Origin of the sequence: Mixta sp. BE291, from assembly GCF_031457955.1 — a bacterium.
Taxonomy (GTDB): domain Bacteria; phylum Pseudomonadota; class Gammaproteobacteria; order Enterobacterales; family Enterobacteriaceae; genus Mixta.
Map to the genome: position 1 here is coordinate 39,676 of NZ_JAVDXN010000007.1, position 18,676 is coordinate 58,351.

The window sequence follows — 18,676 nt, forward strand, 5'->3', positions numbered from 1 at the left end:
ATGATGGAAATTCTGCGTGGTTCGCCCGCTCTGTCGGCATTTCGTGTAAACAAACTGCTGACCCGCTTTCAGGATGCTCACCTGCCGGTGAGTGATATTTACGCCGAGTATGTCCATTTTGCTGATGTCAGCGCACCGCTGACCGCAGAAGAAAAATCCCGCCTGCAACGTCTGCTGAAATACGGTCCCTCTCTCGCCGAACATGCGCCACAAGGGCGTTTACTGCTGGTCACGCCGCGTCCGGGTACGCTTTCACCCTGGTCTTCTAAAGCCACTGATATCGCTCATAACTGTGATTTGCCGCAGGTGCGTCGCCTTGAGCGCGGGCTGGCCTTTTATGTGCAGGCGCCGCAGCTAACCGAAGCGCAATGGTCGCAGCTGGCGGCGCTGCTGCACGATCGCATGATGGAAACGGTGTTTAGCGAGTTACAGGAAGCGGAAAAACTTTTCGTGCAGCAACAGCCGCAGCCGCTGCAGAGCGTGGATATTCTGGCGCAGGGGCGTAGCGCACTGGAGGCGGCGAATCAGAAGCTGGGCCTGGCGTTAGCCGATGATGAGATCGACTATCTGCTGGCGGCGTTTGAAAAACTGGGGCGCAACCCGAACGATATTGAGCTGTATATGTTTGCTCAGGCGAACTCTGAGCATTGCCGCCATAAAATTTTTAATGCGGACTGGGTAATCGACGGCGTATCGCAGCCGAAATCCCTGTTCAAAATGATCAAAAACACCTTCGCCCAGACGCCGGACTATGTGCTGTCGGCCTATAAAGATAACGCCGCAGTGATGGAAGGCTCGGCGGTGGGGCGCTTCTATGCCGATACGCAGCAGGGCATTTACGATTTCCATCAGGAACCGACTCATATCCTGATGAAAGTAGAAACCCATAACCACCCGACGGCGATCTCACCGTGGCCGGGCGCGGCGACCGGTTCCGGCGGCGAAATTCGTGACGAAGGCGCCACCGGACGCGGCGCGAAGCCAAAAGCGGGGCTGGTGGGCTTCTCGGTGTCTAACCTGCGTATTCCTGGCTTCGAACAGCCATGGGAAGAGGATTTCGGCAAGCCGGATCGTATCGTCAGCGCGCTGGATATCATGACCGACGGCCCGCTGGGCGGCGCGGCATTCAATAATGAATTTGGCCGTCCGGCGCTGAACGGCTATTTCCGTACCTATGAAGAGCGGGTAAACAGCCATAACGGCAGCGAAGTGCGCGGCTACCATAAGCCGATTATGCTGGCGGGCGGGATCGGCAATATTCGCGCCGACCATGTGCAGAAAGGCGAAATCACCGTGGGCGCGCAGCTGATTGTGCTGGGCGGTCCGGCGATGAATATTGGCCTTGGCGGCGGCGCGGCCTCCTCCATGACCTCTGGTCAGTCTGATGCCGATCTCGATTTTGCGTCGGTGCAGCGCGATAACCCGGAAATGGAACGCCGCTGTCAGGAAGTTATCGACCGCTGCTGGCAGCTGGGCGAGCAAAACCCGATTCTGTTTATCCATGATGTTGGCGCGGGCGGCCTGTCGAACGCGATGCCGGAGTTGGTCAGCGACGGCGGGCGCGGCGGTCGTTTCAACCTGCGCGATATTCTGAATGATGAGCCGGGCATGAGCCCGCTTGAAGTTTGGTGTAACGAATCGCAGGAGCGCTATGTGCTGGCGGTGGCGCCAGACAAACTGGCGCTGTTTGACCAGCTGTGCCAGCGTGAGCGCGCGCCTTATGCGGTGATTGGTGAAGCCACGGAAGAGCAGCATTTAACGCTATCCGATAGCCACTTCGACAATCAGCCGATTGATATGCCGCTGGATGTACTGTTAGGCAAAACGCCGAAGATGACGCGTGACGTCAGCCGCCAGCAGGCGCAGGGCGAAGCGCTGGTCCGTGACGGTATTACGCTGGAAGAGGCGGTCAAACGCGTGATGCATCTGCCGACCGTGGCGGAGAAAACCTTCCTGATCACCATTGGCGACCGCAGCGTAACCGGGATGGTGGCGCGTGACCAGATGGTCGGCCCATGGCAGATTCCGGTGGCGAACTGTGCGGTCACTACCGCCAGTCTCGATAGCTATCATGGCGAAGCGTTCTCTATCGGCGAGCGTGCGCCGGTGGCGCTGCTGGACTTTGCCGCCTCGGCGCGTCTGGCGGTAGGCGAGGCATTAACTAACCTGGCGGCAACCGATATCGGCGCGCTGAAACGCGTGAAGCTTTCGGCTAACTGGATGGCCGCCGCCGGACACCCGGGCGAAGATGCCGGCCTGTACGATGCGGTAAAAGCGATTGGTGAAGAGCTGTGCCCGGCGCTGGAACTGACCATTCCGGTGGGTAAAGATTCGATGTCGATGAAAACCCGCTGGCAGCAAGGTAACGAGCAGCGTGAAGTTACCGCGCCGCTGTCGCTGGTGATCACGGCATTTGCCCGCGTTGAAGATGTACGTCGTACGGTAACGCCGCAGCTACAGGCGGCAGAGGATAACGCACTGCTGCTGATCGACTTAGGGGAAGGTCAGAACGCATTAGGCGCTACCGCGCTGGCGCAGGTGTTCCGTCAGCTGGGCGATAAGCCCGCCGATGTACGCGATGTGCAGCAGCTGGCAGGCTTCTTCAGCGCCATGCAGGCGCTGGTGCAGGCCGGAAAGCTGCTGGCCTATCATGACCGCTCCGACGGCGGCCTGCTGGTTACGCTGGCGGAAATGGCGTTTGCCGGTCACTGCGGGATCGAGGCGGATATCGCCACGCTGGGTGCGGATGCGCTGGCCGCGCTGTTTAATGAAGAGCTGGGCGCGGTGATTCAGGTTCGTGCGCAGGACCGCGCTGCGGTGGAAGCGCTGCTGGGCGAGCATGGCCTGAGCGACTGCGTTCACTACCTTGGTAAGGCGTTGCCTGGCGATCGCTTCGTGATCCGCGCGGGCGAGCGCGCCATCTACAGCGAAAGCCGCTCCACGCTGCGCATCTGGTGGGCAGAAACCACCTGGCAGATGCAGCGCCTGCGTGATAACCCGGCGTGTGCCGATCAGGAACATGAAGCGAAAAAAGATGACAACGATCCGGGGCTGAATGTTGATCTGACCTTTAAGCCGCAGGAGGATATCGCCGCTCCCTTTATTGCCCGCGGCGCACGGCCAAAAGTGGCGGTGCTGCGTGAGCAGGGCGTTAACTCGCACGTTGAAATGGCGGCGGCTTTCCATCGCGCCGGTTTTGATGCGGTTGATGTGCATATGAGCGATCTGCTGGCGGGGCGCAGCACGCTGGAAGAGGTTCAGGCACTGGTCGCCTGTGGCGGCTTCTCGTATGGCGACGTGCTGGGCGCAGGCGAAGGCTGGGCGAAATCAATTTTGTTCAACAGTCGCGTACGCGATCAGTTCGAGACCTTTTTCCATCGTCCGCAAACCCTGGCGCTGGGCGTCTGTAACGGTTGCCAGATGATGTCTAACCTGCGTGAGCTGATCCCCGGCAGCGAGATGTGGCCGCGCTTTGTACGCAACCAGTCCGAGCGTTTTGAAGCGCGCTTCAGCCTGGTTGAGGTTGCAGCCAGCCCGTCACTGCTGCTGGACGGCATGGCTGGTTCACGTATCCCGATTGCCGTCTCGCACGGCGAAGGGTTTGTTGAGGTACGCGACGGCGCGCATCTTGCCGCGCTGGAAGCAAAAGGCATCGTGGCGCTGCGTTTTGTCGATAATTACGGCAAGGTCACTGAAAATTATCCGGCTAACCCGAACGGCTCGCCAAACGGGATTACGGCGGTAACCAGTGAAAATGGTCGCGTCACCATTATGATGCCGCACCCGGAGCGCGTGTTCCGTACCGTGAGCAACTCCTGGCATCCCGCCGAGTGGGGCGAAGATGGCCCATGGATGCGCATTTTCCGTAACGCGCGTAAACAGTTAGGTTAATATTCTGGCTGCTAAAAACCGCATCGGCTTCCGGTGCGGTTTTTTTTATGCGTTGCCAAAATACGACAGTTGCGGGTTTTATGTGTCTCTAAATGGAGACATTTAAACTATTGATATTTATTGTTTTTTTTATAATGGGCGTCAGCTGTTGCTAATAAGCGACAGCAGCAGCAGGGGAAATTTAACTTTAGTCAGGGTCAGGAGAATTCTAATGGTATTAATCTTTATTAATTAATCTGTTAGATAAATGTTTTAAAGTTGGCACACTCTTTGCTAATATATCAGCAGTGGCTCATTCACCTCCTTATGACAGCCCTGCTAACGCGGTCAAGCGCTTCATAAAACGCCGAATGACGCACAATACGGTGCCTGCCGTCCACGTACCGATAATAGATCGCTTGCGACTTTATCAAACACCGGGCGCAACGTTGAGTTAGGCACCACCTATTAGTATGCGGTGACGCTTCATCGCATCAGAAACGGCAGAGCTTCGGCTCTGCCGTTTTTATTTCTGCGGCCTTTGCCGCGTTTCCGCTCGCCTTAATGGTTTCAGACTTTCCTCCCGTCGCGTTGTTCGCTAGCATCATCCTCACTTCAATAAGGATAATGCATGTGAAAAGCTGGCGATTTTTCCCCCGTTCCCTGCGTCAGCTGGTGCTGATGGCGTTTTTGCTGGTGTTACTGCCACTGTTGGTGCTGGCCTGGCAGGCGTGGGAAAGCCTTTCAGCGCTGAGCCAGCAGGCTGCCGATACCAATCGCACCACCTTAACGGACGTTCGCCGCAGCGAAGCGATGGCGCGCACGGCGCTGGAGCTGGAGCGCAGCTATCGTCAGTATTGCGTACTGGGCGATCCCATGCTGGCGCGTCTCTATCAAACCCAACGTACGCGCTATTCCCAGATGCTGGATGCGCACGCGCAGGTGTTGCCCGATCTGCGCGCCTGGCAAAGCCTACGTCAGGCGCTGACGCAGCTGGAACAGCTGCACTGCCTGAACAGTAATCCGGTCAGCGCCGCGGCGGAAAACCTGGCACGGTTTTCCAGCGCCAATACGCAGATGGTGCAGGCCACGCGTGAAACCGCCTTTTCACGCGGCTTACAGCTACAGCGGGAGATTGCCGAACGTGGGCAGTTCTTTGGCTGGCAGGCGCTGCTGCTGTTTATGGTAACGCTGGGGCTGGTGCTGCTGTTTACCCGCATGATTATCGGGCCGGTCAAAGGCGTCGAGCGGATGATCAACCGGCTGGGCGAAGGGCGGCCGCTGGGCAACACGGTTAGCTTTAAAGGCCCACGTGAAATTCGGGCGCTGGGCCAGCGAATCCTGTGGCTGAGCGAACGGCTGGCGTGGCTGGAATCGCAGCGTCATGAGTTTTTACGGCATATCTCCCATGAACTGAAAACGCCGCTGGCCAGCATGCGTGAAGGCACCGAGCTGTTGGCGGATGAAGTAGCTGGCCCGTTAACCGCCGATCAAAAAGAGGTTGTCACTATTCTGGATGGCAGCAGCCGTCATTTGCAGCGTCTGATTGAGCAGCTGCTTGACTACAACCGCAAGCTGGCCGATAGCCCGCAATCGCTGGAGACGGTGAACCTGGCGGAGATCGTTCACAGCGTTGTGGCGGCGCATGCGCTTCCCGCACGCAGCAAAGCAATGCAAACCGAACTGGATCTGCAGGTCACCGCCTGCCGCGCTGAACCGATGCTGCTGATGCGGGTGATCGATAATCTCTATTCCAACGCTGTGTATTACGGCAATGAATCCGGTACCATTTGGTTGCGCAGTCAGAAACAGGGCGAGCGGGTATGGATTGATGTGGCAAATACCGGCACGCCGATCCCGGAAGCAGAGCAGGCGATGATTTTCGAGCCTTTTTTCCAGGGAAGCCAGCAGCGTAAAGGCGCCGTAAAAGGCAGCGGGCTGGGGCTGAGCATCGCCAAAGATTGCCTGCGGCGTATGCAGGGCGATCTGCAACTTATCACCACGGATCAGGCTGATGTTTGCTTCCGTATCGAACTTAATTTGAGCGTCGGGAAATGATAGCTAATGACCATATTTACATTCTCTGCCGCACAACATTTTGGCCGCCGTCTGTTGCTCTTGTCGGCCTTACTGGTTGCTGCCTGTCAGCAGCCGACACACAGCGTGTTATCGCGTCAGGTTGAAGCGCCGCCTGAGCCAAAAATCAATATTGTCGATTATCTGGCCGTCGATTGCGCTCGCGTCTGGCATATCGACGACAGCAACAGCGTAAAAAATCCGCTCTACTGGATGCGCGCGATCGATTGCGCCGCACGGCTCTCGCCGATCCAGGCGCGAGCCGAGGCGCACGGCTGGCCAGCTACCAACTGGCAAAATAGCTTTAAGCAGGGGATCCTGCTGGATAATGGCAACGTCACGCCGGTTGAGCGGCGTCAGTATGTGGAACAGCTGGACAGTTTTAGCGTGGCGTATCCCGGCTCTGTACGTCCGCTGCTTCAGCTATGGCGTAACCATCAGGCGGCACTGCTGGATCTTTCGGAAAGCCGCACGCGCTATCACCATCTGCAGCAAAGCAGCGACAGTCAGCTTGATGCGCTGCGGCAAAAGCAGCTTAGCCTGAGTCGCGAACTGACAGAGACGCGTCGTAAGCTGGAGACACTGACCGATATTGAGCGCCAGCTCTCTTCACGTAAGTCGCCGGATGTCTCTGATAATAGTCATGCTGATGAGAGCGGCATCAATGGAGCACCCGCGTCGTCAGGTGAAAACAGTCATGAAAAAGAGGCGCAATAATGCCACGTAACTCCGCCCGTTTGCTGCTGGTTGATGACGATCCCGCGCTGTTGAAGCTATTGGGGATGCGTTTAACCAGCGAAGGTTTTCAGGTCACGACGGCCAGCAGCGGGCCAGACGCGCTGCGTCAGCTTAATAAAGAGAAAGTCGATCTGGTCATCAGCGATCTGCGTATGGATGAGATGGATGGCCTGGCGCTGTTTGGTGAGATTCAGAAACTTCATCCCGGCCTGCCGGTGATTATCCTGACGGCGCACGGCTCGATACCTGAAGCGGTTTCCGCCACGCGGCAAGGGGTGTTTAGCTTTCTCACCAAACCGGTGGATCGCGATGCGCTCTACAAGGCGATTGATGAGGCGATGACGCACAGCGCGCCAGCCAGCAATGATGCCTGGCGTGAAGCGATCGTGACCCGCAGCCCGCTAATGCAGCGCCTGTTGGAACAGGCGCATATGGTGGCGCAATCTGACGTCAGCGTGTTAATTAACGGGCAGAGCGGCACTGGCAAAGAGGTGCTGGCAAAGGCGATTCATGCCGCCAGCCCGCGCGCCGCCAGGCCTTTTATTGCCATCAACTGCGGTGCCTTGCCGGAGCAGCTGCTGGAATCTGAGCTGTTTGGCCATGCGCGCGGCGCCTTTACCGGCGCGGTGAGCGCACGGGAAGGGTTGTTCCAGGCGGCCGAAGGCGGCACGCTGTTTTTAGATGAAATTGGCGATATGCCGCCAACGTTGCAGGTTAAGCTGCTGCGTGTATTGCAGGAGCGCAAAGTACGGCCTTTGGGCAGTAACCGCGATGTGGATATCAATGTGCGCATCCTTTCCGCCACCCATCGTGACCTGCCGAAAGCGATGGAAAAGCAGGAGTTCCGGGAAGATCTGTTTTATCGTCTGAATGTGGTGAGCCTGAAAATTCCGGCGCTGCATGAGCGTGCTGAAGATATTCCGCTGCTGGCTAACCATCTGCTGCGCCAGGCGGCAGAACGGCATAAGCCGTTTGTACGCAGTTTCTCAACCGATGCCATGAAGCGTCTGATGAGCGCCAGCTGGCCCGGCAATGTGCGCCAGCTGGTGAACGTGATTGAACAGTGCGTAGCCCTGAGCTCCGCGCCGGTGATTAGCGAGGCGCTGGTGGAGCAGGCGCTGGCGGGCGAAAATACCGCGTTGCCAACCTTTGTCGAGGCGCGTAACCAGTTCGAACTGAACTATCTGCGTAAATTGTTGCAGATGACCAAAGGCAACGTCACTAACGCCGCCAGGCTGGCTGGACGTAATCGCACAGAGTTTTATAAGCTGCTGTCACGCCACGAGCTGGACGCCAACGACTTCAAAGAGCCATAGTTTTTAGTGCCTTTCACGCGGTGAGATATGGTAGCTTAGCCTGCGAAAACAGAGGGCGTATCTACCGCAAATAGAATGATTACCCGTCCGGCCACGGAGGGAGAGAAAAAGGGTCCGTTATGAAAAAGATTGACGCAATTATCAAACCGTTCAAGCTCGACGATGTGCGCGAAGCGCTGGCTGAGGTGGGTATCACCGGGATGACCGTCACGGAAGTAAAGGGTTTTGGACGCCAGAAAGGGCATACGGAACTTTATCGCGGCGCTGAATATATGGTGGATTTTCTGCCGAAAGTAAAAATTGAAATCGTGGTGGCTGACGATATCGTTGATACCTGCGTCGATACCATTATGCAGACGGCGCAAACCGGCAAAATCGGCGACGGTAAAATCTTTGTTTACGATGTCGCGCGCGTGGTACGTATCCGTACCGGCGAAGAGGATGAAGAGGCGATCTAATCCTGCACGCAACAAAAGCCCAGGCGTTGGTCGCCGGGCTTTATCGCTTAGAGATCCGGTGTTGAACCCGCGCTTGCTGTCAGGCCAACGCCAGCGCAACGGCGGCTTCAGCATGGATTTGCGTGGTGTCAAACAGCGGAACCGTCGCGTCCTGTTGATCGATAAGCAGCGTGATTTCCGTACAGCCCATAATTATCGCCTCCGCTCCCTGCGCCACCAACTCTTCGATGACGGCACGATACTTTTCGCGCGAAGCGGCATTAATGTGGCCAAGGCACAGCTCCTGATAGATCACCTGATGCACGGTTTCGCGTCCCGCCTCGTCAGGAATGAGCACCTCAATGCCATATTCATGTTGCAGCCGCTGTTTATAAAACGCCTGCTCCATGGTAAAGCGGGTACCTAACAGACCGACTTTGCCCAGTCCGGCGGTTTTAATCGCTTCGGCGGTGGCGTCGGCAATATGCAGCAGCGGAAGCGACGTCGCCGAAGTGATGGCTGGCGCGACTTTATGCATGGTGTTAGTGCAGAGCACGATAAAATCCGCGCCCGCCGCCTGCAACGCACGGCCCGCCGCCGCCAGCTTTTCTCCGGCCTCCTGCCAGTTTCCCGCTGCCTGCAGCTGCTCTATTTCATAAAAATCGACGCTGTACAGCACCAGCCTGGCGGAGTGCAAACCGCCAAGCTGCGCATTAACGCCTTCGTTGATAATTTTGTAATAGAGCGCCGTGGACTCCCAGCTCATCCCGCCCAGCAAACCGATTGTTTTCATGCTTCACCTGCGTAAAAAACAGAATCAGCAATCAGCTTAAACCACTTTGTGCGGGCCAAAAACCTCATAATGAATATGATCATTCGCTACGCCCGCATCCAGCAGCTGACGCGCAACAAACTGCATAAAGCTCACCGGGCCGCAAAGATAGTAGTGGCGATCGGTAGTGATCAGATCGGCGACAGCGGCCAGGTTCATGACGCCCTGCGCATCAAAGCGCCCGGCATCCTCGGCACGCGGCGTGTTATACCAGACATGGCTGCTGAAGTGGGCAAGCTGTGCGCCGGTTTGCGCCACCTCATCGGCAAACGCATGACGCGCGCCATTTTCTGCCGCGTGCAGCCAGCTTACCGACGCCTGATGCTGCTGTTGCGCGAGGGCATGCAGCATCGCCAGCATGGGCGTTAAGCCGACGCCAGCGGAAATCAGGGTAACCGGCGTGGCCGTATCGACCTGCAGGAAAAAATCACCGGCCGGCGCCGCCAGGTTAACCACGTCGCCAACTTTCGCCTTCGCATGCAGCCAGCCGGAGACGGTGCCAAGCGCCTCACATTTTACGGCGATGCGATAATCGCGGCCGTTTGGCGCATGGGTCAGGGAATATTGACGGATTTCATGATTCGCGAAGTCAGGATCCTGCACATGCACGCCCAGGTACTGGCCAGGGTTAAAATCCGCTACCGGTTTGCCATCTACCGGCGTCAGGGTAAAGCTTTTAATGACCTCGCTCTGCGGCTGAATCGCGCTGATGCGGAACGCGCGGGTGCCACGCCAGCCGCCCTGTTTTTCCTCATGTTCATGGTAAATCTCTTCTTCGCGCTGAATAAACACATTGGCCAACACGCCATAAGCTTTGGCCCAGGCATCCAGCACCTCCGCACCTGGGTTGAGCATCTCATCAATGGTCGCCAGCAGATGCTTACCGACAATCTGATACTGCTCTGGCTTAATGGAAAAGCTGGTGTGTTTCTGCGCGATACGTTCAACGGCGGGCAGCAAGGCCGCCAGATTCTCGAGGTTGGCACCATAAGCGCAGATGGCGTCAAATAAAGCCTGACGCTGATCGCCATTGCGCTGATTGCTCATGTTAAACACATCTTTCAGCTCCGGATTATGGGTAAACATCCGGTCATAAAAGTAAGCGGTCAGCGCAGGTCCAGTTGCTGCCACAGCAGGCAGCGTGGATTTAACGGTAGCGATAGTTTGGGCATCAAGCATGGTGGTTCTCCAGTGAAATTTATAAGTTGCATTTTAAATGCATGTTAAATGGTTTTGTCGGGATTTGTAAATAACCCTGAAAAAATAAAGGACGCTGCGGTTAACAATAATGAAAAATATGCAAGCGATAGCTGAAGAACTATCGTGATAAAAGTGGGAAGGGAATCAGGCTGGAGGCCTTGCCAGCGCTCAAGCCAATCGTTTGCGTAAAAAGCGGGTCGTGAGGCTATGCTTCCACCGGTAAAACGGTTTACACTGTTGGCCTTCGCCCGTCAGGGCCGTATAGTGCCGTTTAAAGTTAGCTGAGTCAGGAGATGCGGATGTTAAAGCGAGATATGAACATTGCCGATTACGATGCCGAGTTATGGCAAGCAATGGAGCAAGAAAACGTGCGTCAGGAAGAGCATATTGAACTGATTGCTTCCGAAAACTACACCAGCCCGCGCGTAATGCAGGCGCAAGGTTCACAGCTGACCAATAAATATGCCGAAGGCTATCCGGGCAAGCGCTACTACGGCGGTTGTGAATATGTTGATATTGTTGAGCAGCTGGCGATCGATCGTGCTAAGGAACTGTTCGGCGCCGACTATGCCAACGTCCAGCCGCATTCTGGTTCTCAGGCAAACTTCGCGGTCTATACCGCACTGCTGCAGCCGGGCGATACCATTTTAGGTATGAATCTCGCGCACGGCGGCCACCTGACGCACGGTTCTCCGGTTAACCTTTCCGGTAAACTGTACAACGTTGTGCCTTACGGCATCGACGAGACGGGCAAAATCGATTATGACGAGCTGGCTTCGCTGGCGCAGCAGCACAAGCCGAAAATGATTATCGGCGGCTTCTCGGCCTATTCTGGCGTGTGCGACTGGGCAAAAATGCGTGAAATCGCCGACAGCGTTGGCGCTTACCTGTTTGTCGATATGGCGCACGTGGCTGGCCTGATCGCCGCCGATGTTTATCCGAACCCGGTTCCGCATGCACATATCGTTACCACCACTACCCACAAAACGCTGGCGGGTCCGCGCGGCGGCCTGATCCTGGCGAAGGGCGGCGACGAAGATCTGTATAAGAAACTGAACTCTGCCGTGTTCCCTGGCGGCCAGGGCGGCCCGCTGATGCACGTGATCGCCGGTAAAGCGGTGGCGCTGAAAGAAGCGATGGAGCCAGAGTTCCGCGTTTATCAGCAGCAGGTAGCTAAGAACGCCAAGGCGATGGTTGAAGTGTTCCTGGCGCGTGGCTATAACGTGGTTTCCGGCGGTACGCACAACCATCTGTTCCTGCTGGATCTGGTTGATAAAGGCCTTACCGGTAAAGAAGCGGATGCCGCACTGGGCCGCGCTAACATCACCGTTAACAAAAACAGCGTGCCGAACGATCCCAAAAGCCCGTTTGTCACCTCTGGTATCCGTATCGGTACGCCAGCGGTAACCCGTCGCGGCTTTAAGGAAGATGAAGTGCGCGAGCTGGCTGGCTGGATTGTCGACGTACTGGACAACATTAATGATGAAGCGACCATTGAGCGCGTGAAGCAGAAAGTGCTGGAAGTCTGCGCCCGCTTCCCGGTTTACGCTTAATCGTCTTCCCTCGTTTTTGCTGACAAGCCCTGGCCCGTTGGTCGGGGCTTTTTTATGGTCAATGTCGCCCTTAATTGCTTATCGTTCACCGATTTGCCAAAGTAAGCGCCTCATTGTCGGGGGAAATATGACAATCCGTTCAACATACTGGTTAGCACTCGGTTACTTCACCTACTTCTTTTGTTATGGCATCTATCTTCCTTTCTGGGCGGTATGGCTAAAAGGCAGCGGCCTGGATGCGGAAAAAATCGGCCTGCTGCTGGGCGCGGGGATGATTGCCCGCTTTGTCGGCAGCCTGCTGATCGCCTCACGCGTACGCGATCCGTCGCAGCTGGTGCTGGCTCTGCGTCTGCTGGCGTTGTTAACGCTGTTATGCGCCGCGGGCTTTTGGCTGGGGCAGCAGTGGCTGTGGCTGCTGTTGGTGATGATCGGCTTCAATCTGTTTTTCTCGCCGCTGGTGCCGCTTAGCGATGCGCTGGCCGCCACCTGGACACGTCAAATCGCGCTGCCTTACGGGCCGGTAAGGCTGTGGGGATCGCTGGCGTTTGTGATCAGCTCGGCGCTGACCGGCGTGCTGATTACCGCCTGGAACAGTCAGGCGATTCTGGCGCTGTTAAGCGTGGGCCTTGTAATGATGCTGGGCGGCATGCTGCTGCGACCGGCGGTGATGCCGCTGGGGGAAACGCGCGCCGCGCAGAGCGCAGGCTGGGGCGAATGGCGATCGCTGCTGCGGGAAAACAGCGTCTGGCGTTTTCTGCTTTGCGTAACGCTGATGCAGGGCGCGCATGCCGCCTATTATGGCTTCAGCGCTATCTGGTGGCAGGAGGCGGGCTACTCCGCCAGCGTGGTGGGCTATCTGTGGTCGCTGGGCGTGGTGGCGGAAATCATTATCTTTGCACTGAGCAATCGCCTGTTTCGCCGCTGGCGCGCGCGCGATCTGCTGCTGCTTTCCGGCATCTGCGCACTGGTGCGCTGGAGCCTGATGGCTTCGACCACCGCGCTGCCGTGGCTGATTGTCGCCCAGATCTTGCACTGCGGCAGTTTTACCGTGTGTCATCTGGCGGCGATGCGTTTTATCGCTGCGCGGCAGGGCGGGGAAGTGATTCGCCTGCAATCGATCTATTCAGCGCTGGCGATGGGCGGCGGGATCGCGGTGATGACCATGGTTTGCGGCGTGCTGTTCCAGCATTTGCAGGGCAATATCTTCTGGTTAATGGCGTTGCTGGTGCTGCCGGCGCTGTTTTTACGTCCGCGCGTGCAGCCATCAGGACTCCAGCAATAGGCGAATACGCTGTTGTTGATGCGGCGTTAGCGGCAGTTCGGCGTGAATCAACGGCGGCGAATAGAGCGGCAGCGGGGCGGCATAAGGCGAGATCACCAGCGTCACGCCTTTTGGCGCCCCGTGACGCTGGAAGTCGCACATGGCTAAATATTTAATATTCAACGGCAACAGCGTTAACTCCCGCAGCTGTTGCTCTAACGCCTTTTCCAGCGTCGCGTCCTCGCCGGTTAGCAGCAGCACCTGCTTCTCCTGCAGGGCGCTCTCCTGCATCAGCCATGAGCCGAAAATAACCGCGATCAGGCCCATCTCTTCTGCTGAAAAGCGAATGCCATAATGCTGTTCGAAGTTTTCGATAGCGGTTTGCGTGGTGCGCAGCAGGCGCGGGTAAAGGCGAATCACCTCTTCTGACAGGCTGTTATCAATGCCGACTGCAAAATGGCAGCGATCCAGCGCCTGCGCCAGGTGCGTATAAAGCTGGCTGCACAGCCCCTTTTCATTGCTGAAGCGCATACCTGAAAGCGACTGAAAACGCGCCATCAGCCATTGCGTTTGCTCCATCAGTTCGAGTTCGCAGTGATGAGATAGCTGACCGGGCGAAGGGGCATGAATCATGCTAAACAGCAGCGTATAAAAATTAATTTCGCTGGCGGCAGGGGCAAAACGGCAGCGCCGTTGCCAGTGTTGAATCACCACCTGCGCTGCCCGCCGCTCAGCTTTGTTCTCCAGCCAGAGCTGCTGCTGGACGGAGAAAACCGCCTGCCGCGTGTGGCATAGCGAATATTGCATAAACAGCTGTAAAAATAGCCGATCGCGCGCGCTAAAGCTGCGCTGTAAACGGCCTGCGCAGTGGGCGATCAGCGCTTGCAGATTGCGCTCGTTATAGACCAGCTTTTCTATCTGGCGCGCCCGTAGCTGCTGGCGCAAAGCGGGAATAAAATTTCCTTCGATAAAAACCGGAGAGACACGCAGCGCGCGGCGCAGCCAGTGCAGCAGGCAGAGACGCCTGTCCAGTTCGTCGCCCTGCAGCAAAAAGCTGCCATCCTGCTGCTGTAAAATGCCAAGGCGGTGATAACGCTGGATCTCTTCACCGACCTCCGCTATATCTTGCCGGGCAAGCGAAGGATCGACATGATTGAGTTGGCACAGGCTATCCAGAGTCAGTAACGGCTCAGGCAAGTAGAGCATCAGCAGGAGATGACAACGACGCTGGGAACTGGAGAAGAGTGGTGCTGTGGGTGTAGCAGAACTCATCATAAATTTTCCGGTCAGTCATACCAAAAATAAGCATAGACAACCGACGTAACAACAGATGCGCGGCGACATTTTTTTATCCAGACGTTAACCTGGGTCACAGAATTGCCGTAAGGGAAGATGAATGACAGCAACCTATTCGATCAAACGCGCCGCTATTGGCTGCCTGGCGCTGCTCCTTTCGCCTTTAGCCTGGTCTCATCCACACAGCTTTATCGCCATGCAAACCACGCCGGTGGTCAGCGGTGATGCGCTGACCGGACTGAAAATGGTCTGGACCATGGATGAGATCACCTCAGCCGATCTGCTTTATGATGCGGGTGATGCCGCGCCCGCTTCGCCGGTGTGGAAAAAGCTGGCGGCGGAAGTGATGGCTAACGTGCTGGCGCAGCACTATTTCACCGAATTCTGGCATCAGGGCAAAGCGGTAAAGTTTGCTAATCTGCCGCCCTCCTATGCCTTGTCGCGCAGCGGGGCGCAGGCCGTGTTGACCTTTGTGTTGCCGCTGGCGCAGCCGCAGCCGCTGCAAGGCCAGACCTATACTTTTAGCGTGTTTGATCCTACTTATTTTGTTGATATGTCGTGGAAAAATGCGCAGGCGCTGAGCCTGCCCGATACGCTGGCGTCGCGCTGCAAGCTAACGCTGCAAACGCCGCAGCCGGATGCGGCGTTGAAAGATTTCGCCCTGTCGCTGGATAAAGCCGATGCGCCGCCGGAAAGCATGGATCTGGGCCGTCAGTTTGCGCAAAAGGTAACGTTCTCATGTCAGTGATGATGCAACAGCATGAACGACGCTGGCACAGCCTGTGGCCATTGTGGAGCGTGCTGGCGCTGGCGCTGCTGGCCGCGTTAGCCGCCTGGTGGTACTGGCCGCAGCTGCTGTGGCAGAGCGTGAACTGGCAAAAAAGCCTGCATCAGCAGATGATTGGCCTGCTGCAGCGCGCGGCGCAGCATCCGCATCAGGCCGGACTGGCTCTGCTGGGCTTCAGCCTCGCGTATGGCATTTTACATGCGTTGGGGCCAGGCCATGGCAAAGTGGTCATCGCCACGTTTCTCGCGACCCATCCTGTGCGCCTGAAAACCAGCCTGCGGCTGACGCTGGCCGCCGCTATTGTGCAGGGCGGGGTGGCGATAGCGCTGGTGACAGTGGTGTTGATTGTGCTGCAAGCCTCTTCGCGCCAGCTGCATTTAAGCAGTTACTGGCTGGAGAAGGGCAGTTATCTGCTGGTTGTCGGGCTCGGCGTCTGGCTCTGCTGGCGTGCGCTGCGGCAGCTGCGGCGTAGCGGCAAGATGCGCGTTCAGCAAAGCGCGATGCGTATTCACCAGCTGCGCCCGCTCGATCACCAGCACGATGCGCATTGCGGCTGCGGTCATCAGCATCTGCCTGATGAGCAGCAACTGGCGCGCGCGACCAACTGGAAAACCTCGTTGCTGGTGGTATTGTCGATGGGGCTACGCCCCTGCTCTGGAGCGATCATGATGCTGCTGTTTTCTCGCGTGATCGGCGTTTATGCCTGGGGCATCCTGAGCGCGCTGGCAATGGCGCTCGGTACGGCGCTGACGGTGTCGATGATGGCGTTGCTGGTACAGAGTTCACGCGCGTTGGCGCTAAGGCTTAACCGACGTGCCGCGCCTGCGCCATGGCAGCGGGTAGCGTTACACAGCCTGGCGCTGGCGGGCGGTTTACTGTTGATTATCGGCGGCATCGTTTTGTGGCTAAGCGCGCAACCTGCTGTTTCCGGCGGCCTGCGCGCGCTGCGCTGAAAAGCAAAAAAAGCCGCACGTCCTTGAGGAGGTGCGGCTTTTTTATCGGCGAGAGAATTAACGCTTCAGCGCATCGCTCAGCTCTTCGCGCATTGAAGCAAGCATCGCTTTCACTACGCGTGGGTTACCGGCTACGATGTTACCGGTGGACATAAAGCCATGGCCGCCGGTAAAGTCAGTGACCAGCGCGCCCGCTTCACGTGCAATCAGCTCGCCGCCCGCGAAATCCCACGGCTTCAGGCCAATCTCAAAATAGCCATCAACGCGACCGGCCGCGACATAGCACAGATCCAGCGCGGCTGAACCGGTACGACGGAAATCCGCGCACTGGGTAAAGAGCTTACCAACCAGCTTCATATAGCTTGCTGCGTGTTGCTTCTGTTTAAACGGGAAGCCGGTCGCCAGAATGGTGCCGTCCAGATCGCGTGCATTGCTGCCGCGCAGACGATAGCCGTTCAGCTGAGCGCCCTGGCCGCGTACGGCGGAGAAAAGTTCGTTACGCATCGGATCGTAAACCACCGCGACTTCAGTACGGCCTTTAATGCGCACGGCAATAGAGATCGCGAAATGCGGTAAGCGTTTAATAAAGTTGGTGGTGCCATCCAGCGGATCGATAATCCATTGTACATCCTGATCTTCTGCCGTCAGTTCACCACTCTCTTCACCGATAATAGTGTGCTGCGGATAAGATTTGCGAATCACCTCAATAATCAGGCGCTCGGCGTCGCGGTCAACATTGGTCACAAAATCGTTGCTGCCTTTCTGGCTAGCTTCAACGGCGTCGGGAGTTTCGTAGTTTTTGGCGATTAAGTTGCCAGCCTTGCGCGCAGCGCGCACGGCGATGTTGAGCATCGGATGCATCAGTATCTCTCACTGGATGTTAAAGAACGGGAAAACGGCGCGGAGTATAGCAGGGAGTTCGGAAAATGTCCTGCATTTATGTTAGTATCGATAAATTATCTCACCGACCTCCTTGAGTTATATGCTGCAAAATATTCGTATTGTGCTGGTGGAAACCTCTCACACTGGCAATATGGGCTCCGTCGCGCGCGCGATGAAAACCATGGGGCTGACTAACCTTTACCTGGTTAATCCGCTGGTTAAACCTGATTCGCAGGCCATCTCGCTCGCCGCAGGCGCCAGCGATGTGATTGGCGATGCGGTGATTGTCGATTCGCTGGATGACGCTATCGCGGGCTGTAGCCTGGTGGTAGGCACCAGCGCCCGTTCACGTACGCTGCCCTGGCCGATGCTGGATGCGCGCGAATGCGGGGTAAAATGCGTGGAAGAGGGCGCGCAGGCGCCGGTCGCCATCGTGTTTGGCCGCGAGCGCGTCGGCCTGACCAACGACGAACTGCAAAAGTGCCACTATCACGTCGCGATCCCGGCTAACCCTGACTACAGCTCGCTGAACCTGGCGATGGCAGTGCAGATCCTGGCGTACGAAGTGCGCATGGCGTTCCTGCAAAGCGATCGCGTGGCCGCGCCGCAGTATGAAGAGAGCCCTTATCCGCTGGTCGACGACCTGGAACGCTTTTACCAGCATATGGAACAGATGATGGTAAACAGCGGCTTTATCCGTCAGGCGAATCCGGGACAGGTAATGAGCAAGCTGCGCCGTCTTTACACGCGTGCCCGTCCCGAGCGGGACGAGCTGAATATCCTGCGCGGCATGCTCTCCTCTTTTGAGAAAAAGCGCGGCGAAAACTAAGCATCGGCAGAGGCAAAGCGCAGCGGCGAATACTTGAGTGTTTTACCAGGTTAAATAGTTGACCAAAACACTCAGGAATGTCAGACTTGCGACCATCATATATCACGCCAAAACAGGGTATAACCGAGGGTCGCCAAGCTATGAGACTGACATCAAAAGGCCGTTACGCCGTTACTGCGATGCTTGACGTTGCACTGCACTCACACGAAGGGCCGGTGCCGCTGGCCGATATTTCAGAGCGTCAGGGGATCTCTCTTTCTTACCTTGAACAGCTTTTTTCGCGCCTGCGTAAAAATGGCCTGGTGGCCAGCGTACGTGGGCCGGGCGGTGGTTATCTGCTGGGCAAAAGCGCGGCTGAAATTGCCGTTGGCGCAGTGATTACCGCGGTCGATGAGTCGGTTGACGCAACGCGCTGCCAGGGCAAAGAAGGCTGCCAGGGCGGTGACCGCTGCCTGACTCACGTGCTGTGGCACGATTTAAGCGTACGTATCAGCGATTTCCTCAATAACATTACGCTGGCTGAGCTGGTGAATAATAAAGAGATTTTGGATATCGCCGATCGTCAGAATAACGAAACGCGCCGGATGGCGAATGGCCGCACGCAGGAAACCATAAATATAAATCTGCGGGCCTGATCATTTTGATT

15 protein-coding genes are annotated in these 18,676 nt (G+C 56.8%); 11 read left to right on the forward strand and 4 right to left on the reverse strand.

Annotation, left to right across the window (positions count from 1 at the left end; translation table 11 throughout):
* The 5 genes from purL (at nt 1) to glnB (ending at nt 8,458) form a co-directional block, all read left to right on the forward strand.
* On the forward strand, nt 1–3,891 hold the full coding sequence (gene purL, locus J2X14_RS16295) for a phosphoribosylformylglycinamidine synthase (RefSeq protein ID WP_352412231.1): 3,891 nt from the start codon (nt 1–3) through the stop codon (nt 3,889–3,891).
* Nucleotides 3,892–4,503: 612 nt separating this feature from the next.
* Nucleotides 4,504–5,928, forward strand: coding sequence for a sensor histidine kinase (locus J2X14_RS16300; protein ID WP_352412232.1), 1,425 nt, complete (start codon nt 4,504–4,506; stop codon nt 5,926–5,928).
* 6 nt (nt 5,929–5,934) lie between these two features.
* Complete coding sequence (gene qseG, locus J2X14_RS16305; protein ID WP_352412233.1) at nt 5,935–6,663, forward strand: two-component system QseEF-associated lipoprotein QseG; 729 nt, start codon at nt 5,935–5,937, stop codon at nt 6,661–6,663.
* A complete protein-coding gene (gene glrR, locus J2X14_RS16310) occupies nt 6,663–8,000 on the forward strand; it encodes a two-component system response regulator GlrR (protein WP_352412234.1) in 1,338 nt (445 codons plus the stop codon). The genes qseG and glrR overlap by 1 nt, the downstream gene beginning before the upstream one ends.
* 119 nt (nt 8,001–8,119) lie before the next feature.
* The gene (gene glnB, locus J2X14_RS16315) at nt 8,120–8,458 is read left to right on the forward strand and encodes a nitrogen regulatory protein P-II (protein ID WP_038624670.1); all 339 of its coding nucleotides are present in this window, start codon (nt 8,120–8,122) and stop codon (nt 8,456–8,458) included.
* Nucleotides 8,459–8,537: 79 nt separating this feature from the next.
* On the opposite strand, the gene J2X14_RS16320 is transcribed toward glnB, so the two are convergent.
* Nucleotides 8,538–9,230, reverse strand: coding sequence for an aspartate/glutamate racemase family protein (locus tag J2X14_RS16320; protein ID WP_352412235.1), 693 nt, complete (start codon nt 9,228–9,230; stop codon nt 8,538–8,540).
* 36 nt (nt 9,231–9,266) lie between these two features.
* Entirely contained in the window at nt 9,267–10,448 is a 1,182-nt protein-coding gene (hmpA, locus tag J2X14_RS16325; protein WP_352412236.1) for an NO-inducible flavohemoprotein, read from the reverse strand.
* Between the two features lie 320 nt (nt 10,449–10,768).
* Here hmpA and glyA point away from each other — a divergent pair, with 320 nt between their 5' ends.
* Together glyA and J2X14_RS16335 are read left to right on the forward strand one after the other, a co-directional pair.
* A complete protein-coding gene (gene glyA, locus J2X14_RS16330; RefSeq protein ID WP_352412237.1) occupies nt 10,769–12,022 on the forward strand; it encodes a serine hydroxymethyltransferase in 1,254 nt (417 codons plus the stop codon).
* 127 nt (nt 12,023–12,149) lie between these two features.
* Nucleotides 12,150–13,304 carry a 3-phenylpropionate MFS transporter gene (locus tag J2X14_RS16335; protein WP_352412238.1) on the forward strand — a complete coding sequence of 385 codons (1,155 nt, stop codon included), beginning with the start codon at nt 12,150–12,152 and terminating at the stop codon, nt 13,302–13,304.
* On the opposite strand, the gene csiE is transcribed toward J2X14_RS16335, so the two are convergent.
* Nucleotides 13,287–14,555, reverse strand: a complete 1,269-nt coding sequence (gene csiE / locus J2X14_RS16340) for a stationary phase inducible protein CsiE (RefSeq protein ID WP_352412354.1) — start codon at nt 14,553–14,555, stop codon at nt 13,287–13,289. The genes J2X14_RS16335 and csiE overlap by 18 nt on opposite strands.
* A 124-nt stretch (nt 14,556–14,679) precedes the next feature.
* Between csiE and J2X14_RS16345 the strand changes: the two genes are divergently transcribed.
* Both J2X14_RS16345 and J2X14_RS16350 read left to right on the forward strand, forming a co-directional pair.
* Nucleotides 14,680–15,327 carry a DUF1007 family protein gene (locus J2X14_RS16345; protein WP_352412239.1) on the forward strand — a complete coding sequence of 216 codons (648 nt, stop codon included), beginning with the start codon at nt 14,680–14,682 and terminating at the stop codon, nt 15,325–15,327.
* The gene (locus J2X14_RS16350; protein WP_352412240.1) at nt 15,318–16,319 is read left to right on the forward strand and encodes a nickel/cobalt transporter; all 1,002 of its coding nucleotides are present in this window, start codon (nt 15,318–15,320) and stop codon (nt 16,317–16,319) included. The genes J2X14_RS16345 and J2X14_RS16350 overlap by 10 nt, the downstream gene beginning before the upstream one ends.
* A gap of 57 nt (nt 16,320–16,376) precedes the next feature.
* On the opposite strand, the gene suhB is transcribed toward J2X14_RS16350, so the two are convergent.
* Nucleotides 16,377–17,180, reverse strand: coding sequence for an inositol-1-monophosphatase (suhB, locus tag J2X14_RS16355; protein WP_352412241.1), 804 nt, complete (start codon nt 17,178–17,180; stop codon nt 16,377–16,379).
* A gap of 121 nt (nt 17,181–17,301) precedes the next feature.
* Here suhB and trmJ point away from each other — a divergent pair, with 121 nt between their 5' ends.
* Both trmJ and iscR read left to right on the forward strand, forming a co-directional pair.
* The gene (gene trmJ / locus J2X14_RS16360) at nt 17,302–18,030 is read left to right on the forward strand and encodes a tRNA (cytosine(32)/uridine(32)-2'-O)-methyltransferase TrmJ (RefSeq protein WP_352412242.1); all 729 of its coding nucleotides are present in this window, start codon (nt 17,302–17,304) and stop codon (nt 18,028–18,030) included.
* Between the two features lie 140 nt (nt 18,031–18,170).
* Complete coding sequence (iscR, locus tag J2X14_RS16365; RefSeq protein WP_352412243.1) at nt 18,171–18,665, forward strand: Fe-S cluster assembly transcriptional regulator IscR; 495 nt, start codon at nt 18,171–18,173, stop codon at nt 18,663–18,665.
* The last annotated feature ends 11 nt before the right edge of the window (nt 18,666–18,676 follow it).